This window comes from Enterobacter cloacae complex sp. SHL021 (assembly GCF_049237765.1).
Taxonomy (GTDB): Bacteria; Pseudomonadota; Gammaproteobacteria; order Enterobacterales; family Enterobacteriaceae; genus Enterobacter; species Enterobacter cloacae.
Window position 1 is genome coordinate 36190 of record NZ_JBMKJG010000002.1, and the last position, 19742, is coordinate 55931.

At 58.0% G+C, this 19742-nt stretch carries 13 protein-coding genes; 4 read left to right on the plus strand and 9 right to left on the minus strand.

The genetic code is table 11. The features are described from left to right. Positions 1-54: 54 nt before the first annotated feature. Together ACOTZF_RS02390 and ACOTZF_RS02395 are read left to right on the plus strand one after the other, a co-directional pair. Positions 55-1191 carry a lactonase family protein gene (locus ACOTZF_RS02390; RefSeq protein ID WP_040020455.1) on the plus strand — a complete coding sequence of 379 codons (1137 nt, stop codon included), beginning with the start codon at positions 55-57 and terminating at the stop codon, positions 1189-1191. A gap of 19 nt (positions 1192-1210) precedes the next feature. Continuing rightward, a complete protein-coding gene (locus ACOTZF_RS02395) occupies positions 1211-3121 on the plus strand; it encodes a BglG family transcription antiterminator (RefSeq protein WP_129318139.1) in 1911 nt (636 codons plus the stop codon). 32 nt (positions 3122-3153) lie between these two features. Here ACOTZF_RS02395 and nrdG read toward each other — a convergent pair whose 3' ends face one another. The 5 genes from nrdG to treR all read right to left on the minus strand — a co-directional run bounded on the left by nrdG (position 3154) and on the right by treR (position 10441). Continuing rightward, positions 3154-3618 (minus strand): anaerobic ribonucleoside-triphosphate reductase-activating protein, encoded by a 465-nt coding sequence (gene nrdG, locus ACOTZF_RS02400; RefSeq protein WP_029883488.1) that lies wholly within the window; start codon positions 3616-3618, stop codon positions 3154-3156. A 122-nt stretch (positions 3619-3740) separates the two neighbouring features. Then, positions 3741-5879: an anaerobic ribonucleoside-triphosphate reductase gene (nrdD, locus tag ACOTZF_RS02405; RefSeq protein WP_129252858.1), complete on the minus strand. Its 2139-nt coding sequence runs from the start codon at positions 5877-5879 to the stop codon at positions 3741-3743. A gap of 373 nt (positions 5880-6252) precedes the next feature. Next, positions 6253-7896 (minus strand): alpha,alpha-phosphotrehalase, encoded by a 1644-nt coding sequence (treC, locus tag ACOTZF_RS02410; protein ID WP_129252860.1) that lies wholly within the window; start codon positions 7894-7896, stop codon positions 6253-6255. A 51-nt stretch (positions 7897-7947) separates the two neighbouring features. Next, positions 7948-9366, minus strand: coding sequence for a PTS trehalose transporter subunit IIBC (gene treB, locus ACOTZF_RS02415; protein ID WP_206738711.1), 1419 nt, complete (start codon positions 9364-9366; stop codon positions 7948-7950). 127 nt (positions 9367-9493) lie between these two features. Then, the gene (gene treR / locus ACOTZF_RS02420; RefSeq protein WP_129252862.1) at positions 9494-10441 is read right to left on the minus strand and encodes a trehalose operon repressor TreR; all 948 of its coding nucleotides are present in this window, start codon (positions 10439-10441) and stop codon (positions 9494-9496) included. A 391-nt stretch (positions 10442-10832) separates the two neighbouring features. Between treR and mgtA the strand changes: the two genes are divergently transcribed. Together mgtA and ACOTZF_RS02430 are read left to right on the plus strand one after the other, a co-directional pair. Next, positions 10833-13541: a magnesium-translocating P-type ATPase gene (gene mgtA / locus ACOTZF_RS02425; protein ID WP_129318137.1), complete on the plus strand. Its 2709-nt coding sequence runs from the start codon at positions 10833-10835 to the stop codon at positions 13539-13541. A 203-nt stretch (positions 13542-13744) separates the two neighbouring features. Beyond that, a complete protein-coding gene (locus ACOTZF_RS02430) occupies positions 13745-16129 on the plus strand; it encodes a beta-N-acetylhexosaminidase (RefSeq protein WP_058651166.1) in 2385 nt (794 codons plus the stop codon). Between the two features lie 125 nt (positions 16130-16254). Here ACOTZF_RS02430 and gbpA read toward each other — a convergent pair whose 3' ends face one another. From gbpA to pyrB, 4 genes are all read right to left on the minus strand, one after another. After that, positions 16255-17709 carry an N-acetylglucosamine-binding protein GbpA gene (gene gbpA, locus ACOTZF_RS02435; protein WP_129253146.1) on the minus strand — a complete coding sequence of 485 codons (1455 nt, stop codon included), beginning with the start codon at positions 17707-17709 and terminating at the stop codon, positions 16255-16257. A gap of 131 nt (positions 17710-17840) precedes the next feature. Next, entirely contained in the window at positions 17841-18227 is a 387-nt protein-coding gene (gene ridA, locus ACOTZF_RS02440) for a 2-iminobutanoate/2-iminopropanoate deaminase (RefSeq protein WP_006810315.1), read from the minus strand. A 74-nt stretch (positions 18228-18301) separates the two neighbouring features. After that, complete coding sequence (gene pyrI, locus ACOTZF_RS02445) at positions 18302-18763, minus strand: aspartate carbamoyltransferase regulatory subunit (RefSeq protein ID WP_013095364.1); 462 nt, start codon at positions 18761-18763, stop codon at positions 18302-18304. A 12-nt stretch (positions 18764-18775) separates the two neighbouring features. Further along, a complete protein-coding gene (gene pyrB, locus ACOTZF_RS02450) occupies positions 18776-19708 on the minus strand; it encodes an aspartate carbamoyltransferase (RefSeq protein ID WP_014830458.1) in 933 nt (310 codons plus the stop codon). Positions 19709-19742: the final 34 nt, after the last annotated feature.

A 19742-nucleotide genomic window follows, 5' to 3' on the forward strand; every position in this document is an offset into this window, starting at 1 on the left:
CCTTTGGGGAGAGGGTTAGGGGGGAACACACCGCACAAACCTGAAGGAGCCACCATGCACACCCGTACCCTGCTTGTCGCTTCACTCTCTTTACTGGCTAACGCCGCTATCGCCCAGCCGCAGTACGCCTGGGTCGGCACCTATAACCCCAACGGGGAAGGGCTGTACCGCTTTACCGTCGACCCGAGCACCGGTGCGCTCGGCGATAAAACGCTGGTGAGTCAGCTGCCGAACGCCGCGCAGCTGGCCGTCTCGCACGATGGCAAAACGCTGTATCTGGCAAGCGAAGTGGAGCAGGGCGTGGTGCAGGCGCTGCGGATAGATGATAACGGCGAGCTGAGCGAGCTGAATCAGGTCTCCTCCGGCGGTGCGGGGCCGGTGTATCTTTCGCTCACGCCGAACGGTCAGCATCTGCTGGTGGCGAACTACGTAAGCGGATCGATCGCAGTGCTGCCGATCAAAGCCGATGGCAGCCTGGGTGACGCCACGGATCGGCATCAGGATCAGGGTGAGCCAGGCGCTGCGAAACCGGAGGCGGCAGCAGAAGGCAGTTTTGCCATCAGCGATCATAATGGTCCTCATGCGCACATGATCGCCGCCGATCCGAGCGGGAAATATGTGTTTTCCACCGATCTGGGGCTGGATCGCATCTATCAGTACCGCTTTGACGATCGAACCGGCAAGCTGACGCCGAACGATCCACCGTTTATCAGCGCCTCCTCAAAAGGAGCCGGGCCGCGGCACTTTGTCTTTACGCCGAAGGGGGATGCGCTGTGGCTGATTAACGAAGAGGCATCTACGCTCACCCATTATACGCTGGACAGCAACGGCAGGCTGAAAGAGGGCAAAACGCTCTCCGCGCTGCCAGAAGGTTACAAAGGCACCAGTTTTGCGGCCGGACTGGCGCTGAGTGCAGATGGTAAACAGCTGTACGTGGCTAACCGTTTGCATAACAGCATCGGGCACTTTACCGTAACAGCGGAGGGCACGCTGACGCATCAGGACGATGTCTGGACGCGTGGCGACTACCCGCGCACCCTGACGCTCGATAAACAGGGGCGCTGGCTGTACGTCATGAACCAGCGCAGCGACAACATTACCCGTTTCCGCGTCGGTCAGGACGGCAAGCTAAGCTTTGAGTCAGACTACACCCCGGTCGGCAGCCCATCCCAGATGGTCATTTCACCCTGAGCAGTAAGAGGACAACGACGTGCGATTTCCGAACCAACGTTTAGCGCAACTTTTTGATCTGTTGCAAAACGAGACGCTGCCGCAGGACGAGCTGGCGCAGCGGCTGTCGGTCTCCACGCGAACCGTCCGGGCGGATATTTCCGCCCTGAACGCGCTGCTGGCAAGCCACGGCGCGCAGTTTATTCTCAGCCGCGGCAATGGCTACCAGCTCAAAATTGACGATGCGGTACGTTATCAGCAGCTACAGGCTTCCCATCCGCGCGCGCTGCGCATTCCCCGTACCGGGCCGGAGCGCGTGCATTATCTGGTGGTGCGTTTTCTCACCTCGGCGTTTTCACTCAAGCTGGAAGACCTGGCCGATGAGTGGTTCGTCAGCCGCGCCACGCTGCAGAGCGATATGGTGGAGGTGCGTGAGTGGTTCCACCGCTACAACCTGACGCTGGAAACGCGTCCACGTCACGGCATGAAGCTGTTTGGCAGTGAGATGGCGACCCGCGCCTGTCTGACCGATCTGCTCTGGGAGCTGGCCCAGCAGGACAGCCTGAACCCGCTGGTGACCGACGTGGCGCTCAATGCCGGAGTAGCAGAGCAGATGGTGCCCGTACTGCACGAGGCGCTGACGCGGCATCACATCCGCCTGACCGACGAAGGCGAGCTGTTCCTGCGACTCTACTGCGCGGTGTCGGTGCGCCGCATCAGCGAGGGGTATCCACTGCCGGAATTCCACGCCGAAGATGTGGAAGAGAACGTGCGTGACGCAGCGAAAGATATCGCGGTGACCATTCAGCAGCTGGCGGGCAAAGCGCTTTCCCCTTCGGAAGAGAGCTGGCTGTGCGTGCATATCGCCGCGCGGCAGATCCAGGATATCGCGCCGAGCGCCATCAATGCAGATGACGACGAAGCGCTGGTCAACTACATCCTGCGCTATATCAACACCCACTATAACTACAACCTGCTCAGCGACGAGCAGCTGCATGCGGATCTGCTTACCCATATCAAAACCATGATCACCCGCGTGCGGTATCAAATCATGATCCCGAATCCGCTGCTGGATAACATCAAGCAGCACTATCCGATGGCGTGGGATATGACGCTGGCGGCAGTCTCAAGCTGGGGCAAATACACGCCGTATGTGATCAGCGAAAACGAGATTGGCTTCCTGGTGCTGCATATTGGCGTCGGGCTGGAGCGCCACTACAACATTGGCTACCAGCGCCAGCCGCGCGTGCTGCTGGTGTGCGATGCCGGTAATGCCATGGTACGCATGATTGAGGCGGTGCTGCAGCGCAAATACCCGCAGATTGAGGTCTCACGCACGCTTACGCTTCGCGAGTACGAGCAGACGGAATCCATTAGCGAAGACTTTGTGATCTCGACTGCCCGCGTCAGTGAAAAGTCTAAGCCGGTGGTGATGATCGCCCCGTTCCCGACGGACTACCAGCTGGAGCAGATTGGCAAGCTGGTGCTGGTTGACAGAACCCGTCCGTGGATGCTGGATAAATACTTCGACGCTGCGCATTTCCGTATTCTCAACGCCCCTGTGGACCAGCAAACGCTGTTCCGCGAACTCTGCGTCCAGCTTGAAGAGGAGGGCTTTGTGGGGGCTGAGTTCCTCGACTCGGTCGTTGAGCGTGAAGCCATCGTCAGCACCATGCTCGGCGACGGCATCGCGCTGCCGCACTCCCTTGGCCTGCTGGCACAGAAAACGGTGGTCTATACCGTGCTCGCCCCGCACGGCGTCCAGTGGGGCGACGAAACTGCCCACGTTATCTTCCTGCTCGCCATCAGCAAAAGCGAATACGAAGAGGCGATGGCGATCTACGATATTTTCGTTACCTTCCTGCGCGAACGTGCGATGTCACGGCTGTGTAACTGCGGAGATTTTGCCGAGTTTAAGGCGGTGGCGATGGAGAGTTTGAGCCGGTTTTGAAAAGAGGGCGGATAGAGGATATCCGCCATCGATCATCGTAGATGATGCACAACCTGGTTACTGCTGCCGCGCCAGATAAGCGCCGGGTCTTTTAAATCCTGTACAAATTTGCCGTCGACCAGCACGTTAATCAGATCCACCACTTCCCTTTGCTGCGCGTTCAGCTCGTCCAGCTTATAGCCCGTCCAGACCCAGATATCTTTTCCTGCGCACTCGCGGCGAATGCGTTTCACCAGCTTCAGGATCTCCGGCACGTTTTGCGGATGCAGCGGATCGCCGCCGGAGAGCGAAATCCCCTGGCGTTTGATGCGGGTGTCGTTGAGGTCGTTAATGATCCGGTCTTCCATCTCGGCGGTAAACGGCATGCCGGAATTGAGCCGCCAGGTGCTTTTGTTGTAGCAGCCAGGGCATTCGTGCACGCAGCCTGAGACAAAAAGAGTGCAGCGGGTGCCGGGGCCGTTAACGATGTCGACGGGGTAGTACTGGTGATATCGCATAGAAATGTCCAGAGAATGTATGCGCGCTGATGCCCTCACCCCGGCCCTCTCCCACGGGGAGAGGGGGAAGAGTTCCCTCTCCCTTGAGGGAGAGGGCTAGGGTGAGGGGGAGAACACGGAACTTACCCGATCTGCCCATTCCCTAAATGCTTCACGCGGCGTTTCACCTCTTCCTGCTTACCGGCGTTGAACGGACGCGCATCCGGGCTGCCAAGATAGCCGCACACGCGGCGGGTTACCGATACGCGGGCCGCATCGTGGTTACCGCATTTCGGGCAGGTAAAGCCTTTACTGGTACACTCAAACTCGCCGGTAAAGCCGCACTCGTAGCACTCGTCGATAGGCGTGTTGGTGCCGTAATACGGCACGTGCTGATAGCTGTAATCCCACACGTCTTCCAGCGCTTTAAGGTTGTGCTGGATGTTCGGGTATTCGCCGTAGCAGATAAAGCCGCCGCTGGCGATAGGGGGATAGGCCGCTTCAAAGTCAATTTTGTCGTACGGGTTAACCTTTTTCTCCACGTCCAGGTGGAAGCTGTTGGTGTAGTAACCTTTATCAGTCACCCCTTCCACAATACCGAACTCAGCGGTGTCCAGACGGCAGAAACGGTCACACAGGTTTTCGCTCGGCGTACTGTACAGGCTAAAGCCGTAGCCGGTCTCTTCTTTCCACTGGTCAACGGCATCGCGCAGGTGCTGAACAATGGCGATGCCTTTCTCGCGCAGCGCGTCGCTGTCATACATATGCGTGTTGCCAAACAGGGCGTTGATGGTTTCGTGAATGCCGATATAGCCCAGCGAGATCGACGCACGACCGTTTTTGAAGATCTCAGACACATCGTCGTCCGCTTTCAGACGTACGCCGCAGGCCCCTTCCATATAGAGGATTGGCGCGACACGGGCTTTCACCCCTTCCAGACGGGCGATGCGGGTCATCAGCGCTTTACGCGCCAGCTGTAAACGCTCATCCAGCAGCGCCCAGAAGGCGTCTTCATTACCTTTGGCTTCCAGCGCGATGCGCGGCAGGTTCAGGCTGATCACGCCCAGGTTGTTGCGGCCGTCATGCACCTGCTCACCATTTTCGTCCTCATACACGCCGAGGAAGCTGCGACAGCCCATCGGGGTTTTAAACGAACCGGTGACTTTCACCACCTGGTCGTAGTTCAGAATGTCCGGATACATGCGCTTGCTCGCGCACTCCAGCGCCAGCTGTTTAATGTCGTAGTTCGGGTCACCAAACTTATGGTTCAGACCGTCGCGGATGGCGAATACCAGTTTCGGGAACACCGCCGTTTTGCGGTTTTTGCCAAGACCGGAGATACGGTTACGCAGAATGGACTGCTGAATCAGGCGCGATTCCCAGCTGGTTCCCAGACCAAAGCCGAACGTGACAAACGGCGTCTGACCATTCGCGGTATGCAGCGTGTTCACCTCGTACTCCAGCGACTGGAACGCGTCATAGCACTCTTTCTCGGTGCGGGAATGGGCGTAGCCGTCGGCATCGGGGATCTGCCACTCTTCCGCCGTTTTACGGTGCTTCTTAAAGCTGGCGGTGACAAACGGGGCCAGCACTTCATCAATGCGGTTAATGGTGGTGCCGCCGTAAATGTGGCTCGCGACCTGGGCGATAATCTGCGCCGTGACGGCCGTCGCTGTGGAGATGGACTTCGGCGGCTCAATCTCGGCGTTACCCATTTTAAAACCGTGGGTCAGCATGCCTTTGAGGTCGATCAGCATGCAGTTAAACATCGGGAAGAACGGCGAGTAGTCGAGATCGTGGTAGTGGATCTCACCGCGCTCGTGCGCCGATACCACGTCACGCGGCAGCAGATGCTGACGGGCGTAGTGTTTAGCCACGATACCGGCCAGCAGGTCGCGCTGGGTTGGGATCACCTTGCTGTCTTTATTGGCGTTTTCATTGAGCAGGGCGGAGTTGGTCTGCTCGACCAGACCCCGGATTTCCTGATTCAGACGACCGCGCTTCTCACGCTGGACGTCGCGGTCGTGGCGGTACTCAATGTATGCGCGCGCTAACTGCTTGTAAGGACCAGACATCAGCTGGTTCTCAACCGCAGTCTGGATCTCGCTGATATCCACCTGGCTGCGTTCGTTCATCTGGCGGCTAACGACGTCTGCGACGGTGGCGCAGTAATCTGCGTCATCGACTCCCGCTGCTTTAGCTGCACGCAGAATGGCTTCCTGAATGCGCTCTGATTTAAACGGCACTTTACAGCCATCACGTTTCATCACATGCGGTGTCATGATCACTCCATTTTAAAAACAGGTTATCCACAGAGGTGGGGAAGTATGCACCGGGTGGATTATCAGCCAGCCCAATGACTTCCCGCGTTCCCGACCCTTGTTATCCACAATCCCGGAGAGCGGAGTCGCCGTGTTGTTGTTGGAATAGTAGACGATAAATACAAGATGTTGGGTCGGCCAGCATTTTAAGTGCTACATATAGTGATTTGCATCAAACATGTTTGCGATTTTTTTGATTCAGAACAAAGTAAAAAGACGAGAGTACAAACGGCGGGCGCTGGAGCGAATGTAAATCCGCAAAGGAAAAATCTGATTAATTATTCAACAAAAACAGTAAAGTAAGCCGGGCGCTGCTGTTACGCCCGGCGGGAGATTACGCCTGTAGCCACCAGACGGCTTCAAACGGACGTAGCGTGGCGGTGTGTGGGGCCGGGTAATTACTCATGACGGCCTGCCACTCACCGCGGAGAACGCCTGATTCCCATTCATGAGACTGATGGCTGAGGTTAGCCACTACCACCAGGGTTTGTCCCTGCCACTGGCGGCGATAACACCACAGGGACGGATGTTCCGGCAGCAGATCCTGATAATCGCCCCACGTCAGCACCGGCAGGGTTTTGCGCAGGCGAATCAGCGACTGGTAGGTATAAAACACCGAATCAGGATCGTCCAGCGTCGCGCGGGCGTTGACCGTCTCGTAGTTGTCGCAGACGCCAATCCACGGCTCACCTTCGGTAAAGCCCGCATTGTGCGAGGCATCCCACTGCATCGGCGTGCGCCCGTTATCGCGCGACTTACTCGCCAGAATCGCCAGGAGTTCGTTCGGATCGCGGCCGTTAGCTCGCAGTTCGGCGAACATGTTCAGGCTTTCCACGTCGCGGTAATCGGTGATACGGCTGAAGTGCGGGTTGGTCATGCCAAGCTCTTCACCCTGATAGATATACGGCGTGCCCTGCATCCCGTGCAGCACCATGCCCAGCATCTTCGCCGCCGGTACGCGGTATTCGCCTTCATCGCCAAAGCGCGACACAATGCGCGGCTGATCGTGGTTACACCAGAACAGCGCGTTCCACGCTTTGTTATGCATCCCCTGCTGCCAGTGGTTGAAGAGGGTTTTCAGCGCCACGAAATCCGGTTTTGCCAGCGTCCATTTTTCGCCGCCGGGGTAATCTACCTTCAGATGATGGAAGTTAAAGGTCATCGACAGCTCGCGCCCGTCGAGAGACGCATACTGCTGGCAGTTCTCCAGAGAGGTGGAGGACATCTCGCCCACCGTCATCAGATTACGCGGCGTAAAGACGTCGCGGCTCATCTCCTGGAGATATTCATGAATGCGCGGCCCATCGGTGTAGAAGCGGCGACCGTCGCCAATATCGTCATTCGGGAAAGCCTGGTCTTTCGAAATCAGGTTAATCACATCCAGACGCAGGCCGTCCACGCCGCGATCGGCCCAGAACTCGCACACCTTTTTCAGTTCAGCGCGCACGGCCGGATTCTCCCAGTTGAGATCCGCCTGCTCCGGGGCGAAGAGGTGCAGATAATACTGCTCGCTCTCGGCGTGCCAGCGCCAGGCGCTGCCGCCGAATTTGGAGCGCCAGTTGTTGGGAAGCTGCTCCGGCGTGCCGTCGCGCCAGATATAAAACTGGCGGTACGGGCTGGCTTTATTCAGTGATTCACGGAACCAGGCGTGCTGGGTTGACGTGTGGTTAAACACCATATCCAGCACGATGCGAATGCCGCGTTCATGCGCCTGGGCGACCAGCTCGTCAAAGTCATCCAGCGTGCCGTACGCCGGGTCGATGGCGGTGTAATTCGCCACGTCGTAGCCGTTATCCACCTGCGGGGAGATGTAAAACGGCGTCAGCCAGATGGCGTCAATACCGAGGGTTTTCAGGTAGTCCAGCCGCTGCGTCACGCCGCGCAAATCGCCGGTGCCGCTGCCGGTCGTGTCCTGAAAACTTTTTGGGTAAATCTGATAGATGACTCCGTTCTGCCACCAGTGAGGAAGGGTATTCATAGTGCGTTCCTGCAAATGCGAAGGGGCGCAACTGCGCCCCGAAAGATGAAGTTAAACAATCTGCAGCGCGCCCTGACGGAACTTACGCTGGTAAACCACGGTGGTGAGCGCCATAGGGACGATGATCGCGATGGCCATCGCCAGGGCAAACACCTGCCAGAAGGCGGGCTGAATGGAGAGAATACCCGGCAGGCCACCAACGCCGATGCCGTTTGCCATCACGCCGTTGAGACCACACACCAGACCCGCCAGACCCGAGCCGATCATGGCGCAGAGCATCGGGAAGCGGTATTTCAGGTTGATACCGTACATCGCCGGTTCGGTGACCCCGAGATACGCGGAGATGGCGGCCGGAACGGAAATTTCACGCTCGTTATGCTTACGGCTGACCAGAATAATGCCCGTTACGGCAGATGCCTGAGCGATGTTAGACAGCGCGATAATCGGCCAGACCGGCGTGCCGCCAAGGCTCTGGATCATCTGCATATCAATCGCCAGCGTGGTCTGGTGTACGCCGGTGATCACCAGCGGGGCGTACAGGAAGCCGAACAGCGCGGCACCAATCGGCGCGAAGCTGCCGGTCATCAGGTGACGGACGGCAAAGGCCACACCGTCGCCGATCATGCGGCCAAACGGACCGATAAAGGCGTGCGCCAGGAACACCGCCAGGATCAGCGAGCAGACCGGCACCACCACCAGATAGAGGTAATCTGGCACGATGCGTTTCAGGCGCGTTTCAATAAAGCCCAGCGCCAGACCCGCCAGCAATGCCGGGATAACCTGCGCCTGATAACCCACTTTGGCGATGGTGAACAGGCCAAAGTTCCACACTTCCGGCGCCTGCTGACCAAGTAAGTAAGCGTTCATTAACTGCGGAGAGACCAGCGTTACGCCGAGCACGATACCCAGAATCGGGGTACCGCCCATTTTACGCACGGCGGACCAGCAAATCCCCACCGGCAGATAGAAGAAGATCGCTTCGCCAATCAGCCACAGGAAGTCGTAAATGGTTTTCAGCGCCGGGTACATCTGCGCCAGGGTTTTGCCGTCGCTCATCGGCACATCACCGATGACGTTACGGAAGCCTAAAATTAAGCCCCCGCTGATCAGCGCTGGCAGCAGCGGGAAGAAGATCTCTGCGAAGTGGGAGATAAGCTGCTCGTGCCATTTCATATTCTGGCGCGCGGCCTTTTTGGCCTGCTCTTTATCTGCCGCGTTGTGCCCGGTAGTGGCGAGCAGAGCCTGATAGTAATCGCCCACTTCGGTACCAATAACCACCTGGAACTGCCCGGCGTTGGTGAAGCAGCCTTTCACCATCGAAAGCTCTTCTATCGCTTTCGGATTGGCTTTGGCCGGATCGTTCAGCACGAAGCGCAGGCGGGTAATACAATGGCTGACCGTCGCGATGTTTTCGCGACCGCCCACCAGGACGATCAGCTGATCGATATCTACTTGTTTGACTTTACTCATCATGAAACCTCATGACAGATGGGAGGGGTGTAATGACCTGAGCGCAAGCCTACTCCTTCAGCGGGACGGCGAAAATGGGAACGTTCCCGAAATCGGGCGAAGATCACAATAAACCGATTTATGGTGGTTATGAAAGATGGACGGGAATGACGATTTGGCGGGGTTCTGCGCGCCCGTTGATCTGCTCAATCAGCTGTACGGCCGCCTGACGGCCGGACTCGGCGTAGCCCGGATCGACGGTGATGATCTCCGGGTGCAGGAACTTCATCAGCGGGGTACTGCCTACGCTGGCAACCTGCAGCTCGTCGATGCGCTGTTCCTGTAAATATTTGCTCGCACCCAGCGCCAGGGTGTCGGTCGCGCACACCAGCGCGGTGGTCTGCGGGGTCAGCACGCTGGCGACCTGCTCATAGCCCTGCTTCATGCCAAGCCCGGGCAGGGAGGCCACGGCAGAGAGGTTGTGCTTTTTGCAAAACGCCAGATAGGCTTCGTGACGGCGTTTGCCGGTGGTGACGTCCGAGTGCGGTACGCCAAGATAGCTGATATGACGATGGCCTTTTTCGTACAGGCGCTGCATCAGGGTAATAATCGCCCCTTCATCGTCATAGCAGACGGACGCAAATCCGTGGGCATCGCGTGCCAGCAAGACCAGCGAGGGTTGCCAGGGTTTGAGCATCTCCTCTTTAATGCCGGTAAAGCCAAACAGGACCACCCCGTCGATGTTGCGTCGCGCCAGCATCCCCAGATGCTCTTCCACCAGCTGTGGTGAGAACTGGCTCTCCATCATGATTGGATCGTAACCCTGCTCATAGAAGGCGGGCAGCATGGTTTGTACGGCGAGGTTTTCAGAGAGGGAATCCAGACGCGAGACAATAATGGCGACCACTTTATCGCTCTGTCCGCGCATGGCGCGTGCGGAACGGGAAGGGGAAAACCCGTGCTGATTCATCACCGCCTCGACGCGCTCGCGCGTGCGTTCGCTGACACCGCTCTCGTTATTCAGCACGCGCGACACGGTGGATTTCCCCACGCCGCTTAAACGCGCAATGTCTTTAATCGTAAGGCGGTTTTGCATGCTGTATTCCCTGTAACAACGATAACGGTGTCAAATGAGCCTAATGCTATAGCGCTAATTCGCTATGGGCAAAGTCTGGTTTACGTTCGGTTTATTTGAGGGTGGGTATAATACCGCCCGACGCGCCGCTTAGGGTACGGTTAAATCCTTATACTGCGCGGCGTACCCCTTATTTTTACTTACCGGAGGCGACATGGATCCCGATCCCACACCTCTCCTGACCAGGAGAACCCCTTCTTTCCGGTAAGCCAGCCTTGTGCTGTCTCACCGGTGATGTGAGGCAGCAACGTTCTGAACGTTCCTGCTTGAAAATTTAAGTGCCTGTCAGGTACGGCTTTGCCACGCCTGCAGGAATGACTGCGTCCGCCCTGGCGGATGCGGGGGAATGACTATGTTTAAAAATATCAACCGGCAGCTGCAGGCGCTGCTGAGCCGCCACCTGCCACACCGTCTGGTTCAGCGCGATCCGCTGCCAAACGGCAAAAATTTCTCCGGCGCCACTATTCCCGCCAGCCTGACCGAGCGTTGCCTTAACGTGGCGGCGATGGATGAGAACGAAGTCTGGCGCGCCTTTAACGGACACCCGGAAGGGCTGAATGCGGCTGAAGTGCAAAAAATCCGGGCCGTGCATGGCGATAATCTTATCCCGGCGCAAAAGCCAGCGCCGTGGTGGGTGCATCTGTGGATCTGCTACCGCAACCCCTTCAACCTGCTACTGACGGTGCTGGGCATTATCTCTTATGCCACTGAAGATCTGTTTGCCGCAGGCGTTATCGCCCTGATGGTGGGGATCTCCACGCTGCTGAACTTTATCCAGGAAGCACGCTCCACCAAAGCGGCGGATGCCTTGAAGGCGATGGTCAGCAACACCGCGACCGTGTCGCGAGTCATTAACGATCTGGGTGAAAACGCCTGGGTCGAACTGCCCATCGACCAGCTGGTGCCGGGAGATCTGGTGAAGCTCGCCGCCGGGGATATGATCCCGGCGGATTTACGCATCATCCAGGCACGCGATCTGTTCGTGGCCCAGGCCTCGCTCACCGGAGAGTCCCTGCCGGTGGAAAAGGTGGCGCGAACTCGCGATCCGCAGCAGATGAACCCGCTTGAGTGCGACACCCTGTGCTTTATGGGCACCACGGTGGTTAGCGGCACGGCGCAGGCGATTGTCACCGCCACCGGCGGCAATACCTGGTTTGGTCAGCTTGCCGGACGTGTGACAGAGCAGGAGAGCGAGCCGAATGCGTTCCAGAAAGGGATTGGCCGTGTCAGCATGCTGCTGATCCGCTTTATGATGGTGATGACGCCGATTGTGCTGCTGATCAACGGCTACACCAAAGGCGACTGGTGGGAAGCCGCGCTGTTTGCGCTCTCCGTGGCGGTTGGCTTAACGCCGGAAATGCTGCCGATGATTGTCACCTCCACCCTGGCGCGCGGGGCGGTGAAGTTGTCAAAACAGAAGGTGATCGTTAAACACCTCGACGCTATTCAGAACTTTGGCGCGATGGACATTCTCTGCACCGACAAAACCGGCACGCTGACGCAGGATAAAATCGTGCTGGAGAACCACACCGACATCGCCGGTAAAACCAGCGAACGCGTGCTGCACAGCGCCTGGCTGAACAGCCACTACCAGACCGGGCTGAAAAATCTGCTCGATGTTGCGGTGCTGGAAGGGGTGGATGAAGAGTCTGCCCGCTCACTCTCTGGCCGCTGGCAGAAGGTGGATGAGATCCCGTTCGATTTTGAGCGCCGCCGGATGTCGGTGGTGGTCAGCGAGCAGCCGGATGTGCACCAGCTGATCTGCAAAGGCGCGTTGCAGGAGATCCTCAATGTTTCCACCCAGGTGCATTACAACGGCGACATCGTGCCGCTGGACGACACCATGCTGCGCCGCATCAAACGCGTCACGGATAACCTGAACCGTCAGGGGCTGCGGGTGGTAGCGGTGGCGAGCAAATTCCTGCCTGCGCGCGAGGGAGACTATCAGCGTATCGACGAATCCGATCTGATCCTCGAGGGTTATATCGCATTCCTCGATCCGCCGAAAGAGACCACCGCTCCGGCGCTGAAAGCGCTGAAGGCCAGCGGGATCACCGTGAAAATCCTTACCGGCGACAGCGAGCTGGTGGCCGCCAAAGTATGCCACGAAGTGGGGCTGGACGCGGGTGACGTGGTGGTAGGCAGCGATATCGAACACCTCAGTGACGACGAGCTGGCTCAGCTTGCCCGGCACACCACGCTGTTTGCCCGCCTGACGCCGATGCACAAAGAGCGCATCGTCACCCTGCTGCGTCGCGAAGGGCACGTGGTGGGCTTTATGGGCGATGGTATCAACGACGCGCCCGCGCTGCGTGCGGCGGATATTGGCATCTCCGTGGACGGGGCGGTGGACATCGCCCGCGAAGCGGCAGACATCATCCTGCTGGAAAAGAGCCTGATGGTGCTGGAAGAGGGCGTGATCGAAGGGCGTAGGACTTTTGCCAACATGCTGAAATACATCAAAATGACCGCCAGCTCCAACTTCGGTAACGTCTTCAGCGTGCTGGTGGCGAGCGCGTTTCTGCCGTTCCTGCCGATGCTGCCGCTGCATCTGCTGATCCAGAACCTGATGTACGATGTCTCTCAGGTGGCGATCCCGTTTGATAACGTCGACGACGAGCAGATCCAGAAGCCGCAGCGCTGGAACCCGGCGGATCTGGGGCGTTTTATGCTCTTCTTTGGCCCGATCAGCTCCATCTTTGACATCCTGACCTTCTGCCTGATGTGGTTTGTGTTCCACGCCAATACACCGGAACATCAGACCCTGTTCCAGTCCGGCTGGTTCGTGGTGGGGCTGCTGTCGCAAACGCTGATTGTGCATATGATCCGCACACGTCGTATTCCGTTCATCCAGAGCCGTGCCGCCTGGCCGCTGATTGTGATGACGGGGATTGTGATGGCGCTCGGCATCGCGCTGCCGTTCTCACCGTTGGCCAGCTACCTGCAGCTGCAGGCGCTGCCGCTGAGCTACTTCCCGTGGCTGGTGGCGATCCTCGCGGGCTATATGGTGCTGACGCAGATGGTGAAAGGGTTTTACGCGCGTCGGTATGGGTGGCAGTAGGTTATGTTAGCCGGGTGGCGGCTTCGCCTTACCCGGCCTACTACCCGAAACGTAGGCCCGGTAAGCGCAGCGCCACCGGGCAATAGCTTTTCTCCCAAATTCAACAACCTGTGATCTCCGTCGGCGCATTCGCTTGACGACAAATTGAGCGCATGTTACCAGAATGTTTTGCCTGTATTTGGCCCGTCAGATAAGGAACATTCATGTTACGGTACAGCCTCTTAACCGCCGGGCTGCTGCTCGGCGCGTCAGCGTTTGCCGCCCCGGCAGGCGATCTTCCCCTGATGCCCTGGCCTGCGAAGGTTGAACGCCCGACCACTCAGGGCGCGCTGGTGCTTAATAATCAACTCTCCGTAAGCGTCAGCGGAGACGATCTCGGTGACGCCGTTAACCGCCTGCGCCAGCGCATTGCCCTGCAAACCGGCTGGACGCTGCAGGCGCAGGCCGACAAACCCGAAAAACCGACCATCCGCATTGCCATCGCCAAAAAAGTGAAGCCGCAGCCGCTGCCGGACAGCGACGAAAGCTACAGGCTGACGGTGGATGCCAACGGGGTGGATATCTCCGCCAACACCCGCTTCGGCGCGCTGCGTGCCATGGAAACGCTGCTCCAGCTGGTACAAAACGGCGCGGAAAACACCTCTGTACCGTGGGTGACCATTGAAGATTCCCCGCGCTTCCCGTGGCGCGGGCTGCTGCTGGACTCGGCGCGCCACTTTATCCCGCTGGCGGATATCAAACGCCAGATCGACGGTATGGCCGCGGCAAAACTCAACGTGCTGCACTGGCATTTAACCGACGATCAGGGCTGGCGTTTCAGCTCAAAGCGCTATCCTAAGCTGACCCAGCTTGCCAGCGACGGGCTGTTCTACACGCCAGAGCAGATGCGCGAGATTGTCCGCTATGCTGCCGAGCGCGGTGTCCGCGTCGTACCGGAGATCGATATGCCAGGCCACGCCTCGGCCATTGCCGTGGCCTACCCGGCGCTGATGAGCGCGCCGGGGCCGTACGAAATGGAGCGCCACTGGGGAGTCTTAAAGCCGGTGCTGGATCCGACCAAAGAGGCTACTTACGCCTTTGCTGACGCGATGGTCAGCGAACTGGCGGCGATCTTCCCCGATCCTTATCTGCACATCGGTGGCGATGAGGTGGACGACAGCCAGTGGAAAGCGAATCCAGCCATTCAGCAGTTTATGCGCGACCACAAGCTGGCGGACAGCCACGCGCTGCAGGCGTATTTCAACCGCAAGCTGGAAACGATCCTTGAAAAACACCACCGGCAGATGGTGGGCTGGGATGAGATCTACCATCCCGATCTGCCCAAAAGCATTCTGATCCAGTCCTGGCAGGGGCAGGATGCGCTGGGACAGGTGGCGCAGAACGGCTACAAAGGGATCCTCTCGACGGGCTTCTATCTCGATCAGCCGCAGTCCACCGCTTACCACTACCGCAATGAGATCGTTCCGCAGGCTTTAAACGGCGTGGACGTGATTGCCGACACCGACAGCGCCCAGAGCTGGGCCTTCTCCATGCCGCGTCTGAAAGGCAAGCCGGTCGAAGGCAGCTTTACGCTGGTGAAAGGGGAGTCCGGCTGGCGCGGATTTATTGATTTTGCCGGCAAGTCCCGCCGCGCGGTGGACAACATTGCGTGGCGCGATGACAATCAGGTGACGTTTACCGTTGATACCTGGATGGGCGAAACGCGCCCGGTGGTGTCGGTTGATAACGATAAGCTCACGGGTTATTTCCTGGTGGGGAATGTCCGCTACCCGATCAGCGGCACGCGTCTGGATGAGGTCCCTAAAGGCACTCCGCCAGTGGTGCCGGATATCGCGCATCAGGTTAATCTGCTTGGCGGAGAAGCCGCGCTGTGGGCGGAAAACGTGGTGGCGCCGGTGCTGGATATCCGTCTGTGGCCGCGTACCTTTGCGGTGGCGGAGCGGTTATGGTCCGCGCAGGATGTTACCGATGTCGACAACATGTACACCCGCCTGCAGGCGATGGACAGCTGGTCGACGGTCTCGGTCGGGCTGCAGCAGCACACCCAGCAGCAGGTGCAATTCACGCGCCTTGCCGGGAATGCCGATACGCTGCCGCTGCAAATCCTCGCCCAGGCTGTGGAGCCTGCGCAGTATTACACTCGTCAGCATCTCAAATTCCAGGCCGGAAACTACCATCAGTTTGAGCCGCTCAACCGCTTCGCGGATGCGCTGAACGCTGAAAGCGCCACTGTGCGCCAGATGAACAAATGGGCCGACCGTCTGGTGAGCGACGCCGAGGATACCGAAAGTGCCGACGCGCTGCGCCATGTGTTTAACCGCTGGCAGAGCAATATCAGCGACGCGCTGGCACTGAGTGAAAACAGCTATCAGCTGAAGGCGATCAAGCCGGTGATTCAGGAGGTGGATAAGCTGGCCTCGATTGGCCTGAGGCTCACCGATCTGGTAGCGCGTCAGGGCACGCTGGACGATAAAGAGATCGCCTCAATTCAGAGCGAGCTGGATAACGCGGCGAAGGTTCAGGACGAAGTGGTGATTGCGGCGGTGTACCCGCTGGAGACGCTGCTGCGCGCGACGCGTAATCAGTAGACAAAACCCCCTCACCCTAACCCTCTCCCAGGGGGAGAGGGAATTAATACACCCTCTCCCTTTGGGAGAGGGAATTAATACACCCTCTCCCTTTGGGAGAGGGCCGGGGTGAGGGATCAGACGACTCAGTGCTTAAGCACCCACGCCTCTTTCCAGTGTGAACCGGTGCCCGGCTCAAACTGGGTCGCATACTTGCTCCACTGCACGCAGTAGCCGCTGTACGGGAAAGGCTTACACTGGTAGGTCTTACCGTCTTTGGGCTGCAGCACCACGGTGCCTGCTTTGTACGACGCGATGTTATCCGGGAAGATGTAGTCATGCTGACTGGTGCTGTTGTCCGCCGCGGCTTCCTCTTCCAGCATCAGGTTCAGCACATCCTGCGCAAACAGCGTGCCGTCTTTATTGGTGGCGTAGTACTTCAGCATGTGGTGACCCGCCTCAACGCCGGTCAGCGTCAGGGTGACGTCCTGATTCGCGTTATTCATCTCCTGCTTCAGATACCCTTTTTCCGCCCCGTGATGGTTCATGACGTGGGCTTCGAAATTGACGTTACCGTGAGTATTCACATGGAAGGTGACGGTCGCATTGCCGTTCTCGATTTTGCTGTAGTGCAAATTGCTGACGGCGATGGTTTCATTGACCTCTGCCTTCTGCTCTTCGTACGAAATCGCAACGGACTGCAGGGCGCTGCCCTCTTTGACGAAGACGCTGTTCGCGCCATGGACCGGGCTAATCTCGCCGCCCTCATCCTTCACGCCGACGCGAATGTCCTGGTGCGCGGTGTTAATTTTCTGCGCCAGATCGTACGACCACTGGTTGGCATCCCCCTGCGCGGCCGTGGCGATCGTCATTTCCGTGCGCAGGGACGTCACTTCACCGTGCGCATCGAAGAAGCGGGCAATGACCTTATCGCCGACGTTCAGGTTATTTCCCGCAATCTGGCCGCTGAGGACCTTGCTCCACTCTGATTCGATGCTGGCACCGTCATCCGGGGTAACATTGCCGCCGTTACCAAAATCAACGTCAATGGCCTGGTAGAAACTGTTCGAGGTATCCGCTATTTCCCAGACGCCATAAATCACCTGGTAACCCGTTCGCGCAGGTACATTACAGGTCATGGCTTTGCGCATCGCGGGGGCCTGGCCATTTCCATTCACGGTACAGAACGGGGTTAATTCAAACTGATCGCGGGTCAGGGGTTTATTCGGATCCCAGTTTTGTTTGGTGATGTAGTAACGCCAGTTGGTGGTTTTGTGCGGCGCGGTGTGATACCAGACAAACTCATGCGGGCCGGCGGTCATGGGGCTTTTCGTCCACGCGTTCAGGCTCTGTTTATCCAGCTGGGAGTAATTCGCAATCCCCGCGCTGGCAAGCTGGCCGTCTGGCGGCATCGCACCGCCCGGGAAGCCGGAGGTTTTCTCCACGCTCTGCGGTTCATACTGAACGGAGCCACAGTCAATGTTTTGACCGAGCTTGCACATATAAGCGCGGCTGGCAGGAGACTCAATATATCCGTGCGCTAAAGCGGATGAGGCAACGGTCAGGGTCGCCATCGCAAGGGCAATCTTTGATAATTTCATTGTTAGTCCATTAATAATAAATACGCAGGGTGATGTTATTAATGGCGGGTGGGGAAGGTCATGCTGTGGTGAGAGGAAAAATAACCAAAAAAAATGGACAGCCGAAGCCGCCCATTCTCTGCTGCTATCAATCAGCGACGTACGGCAATCGCTTCGATTTCAATTTTCACGTCTTTTGGCAGACGAGCCACTTCCACGCAGGAGCGCGCCGGGAAAGAGGCGTTATGCTCGGTGAAGAACGCTTCATAAGTGGCGTTAACGGTGGCGAAATCGTTCAGATCTTTCACGAAAACGGTGGTTTTCACGATGTCGCCCACTTTCAGGCCTGCGGATTCCACGATCGCCTGCACGTTTTCCAGCGACTGACGTGCCTGCGCCGCTACGTCGGCTGGCACTTCACCGGTCTTCGGGTTCACCGGGATCTGGCCAGAGGTAATAATCATGCTACCCAGATCAACGCCCTGAACGTATGGGCCGATAGCCGCTGGTGCATTTTCCGTCGCGAGTACTTTGGTCATGATTTCTCCAGAATAACAGCTGATTTAAGAGTCCCGGCCATTATAGGGAGGCCGGGATCCTTTACCAACCTCAATTAGTTGGCCAGCACCACATAATGAGAAAACTCTTTTTCGCAGTATTTGCATTTGAGTGCGATGTCATCGGCGCGTTTTTTCACTGCGAAGCTGGAGGAGACCGGCTCCGCGTGGCTGATGCAGTTGCTGTTCGGGCAAACCAGCACGCTCTCAATCCGCTCCGGCAGGCTTGGGCGTGATTTGCCCACCACGTCGTAATTGTCGATGCGGTTAACGGTGGCGTCCGGCGCGTACAGCGACAGCTGGTTAACCTGCTCGTCGGTCAGGAAAGTATTCTCGATCTTGATCAGGTCCTTGCGGCCCATTTCGCCTGACGGCAGATTCAGGCCGATGGTGATGCGCTGGTCGGTTTCGGTCAGTTTAAACAGCGTCAGCAGCTTAAAGCCGACCTGCGCAGGGATGTGGTCAATCACGGTGCCACGTTTGATGGCTTCAACCTGGAGTTTGTTATCGTGTGTCATTGTCGTTTCCCCTTACAGAGCCAATTCGCGATTCAGAACCAGTGCCAGTAACGCCTGGCGGGCGAAGATGCCGTTTCCGGCCTGCTGGAAGTACCAGGCGTGCGGCGTTTTATCCACGTCTGTGGTGATCTCATCGATGCGCGGCAGCGGGTGCAGCACCTTCATGTTGTCGCGCGCGCCCTCGAGGTCGCTGGCGCGCAGCACAAACTGCGCCTTCACGTTGGCGTACTCGGACGGATCCAGACGCTCTTTCTGCACGCGGGTCATATACAGAATATCCACGTTGCCCATCACCTCTTCGATGCTGGCGTGCAGGCTCCACGGAATGCCTTTTTCATCCAGCATGTCGAGAATGTACTGTGGCATCGCCAGCGCGTCCGGGGCGATGAAGAAGAAGCGGTTGCCGTTGAATTTCGCCAGCGCCTGGGTCAGGGAGTGAACCGTGCGGCCATATTTCAGGTCACCTACCATGGCGATGTTCAGGTTTTCCAGACGGCCCTGGGTCTCCTGAATGGTGAACAGATCCAGCAGGGTCTGCGTCGGATGCTGGTTGGCACCGTCACCGGCGTTCAGCACCGGAATACCGCCGGAGAACTCGGTCGCCAGACGGGCCGCGCCCTCCTGCGGGTGACGCATTACAATCGCGTCAACGTAGGTGCTAATCACTGAAATGGTATCCGCCAGGGTTTCGCCTTTTTTACCCAGCGACGTGTTGCTGCTGTCTGAGAAGCCCACCACGCTCGCGCCCAGGCGGTGCATGGAGGTTTCAAAGGAGAGGCGCGTGCGGGTCGAGGCTTCAAAGAAGCAGCTCGCAATCACCTTGTGCTTCAGCAGCTCCGGTTGCGGATTGGCCTTCAGTTTTGCCGCGGTTTCCAGAACCAGTTCCAGCTCTTCGCGGCTGAGGTCGTTTATGGAAATGATGTGTTTTTGATAAAGCGGATTCATGTTTATCTCCTGACGCCGGGCAAAAAAAAGCCCC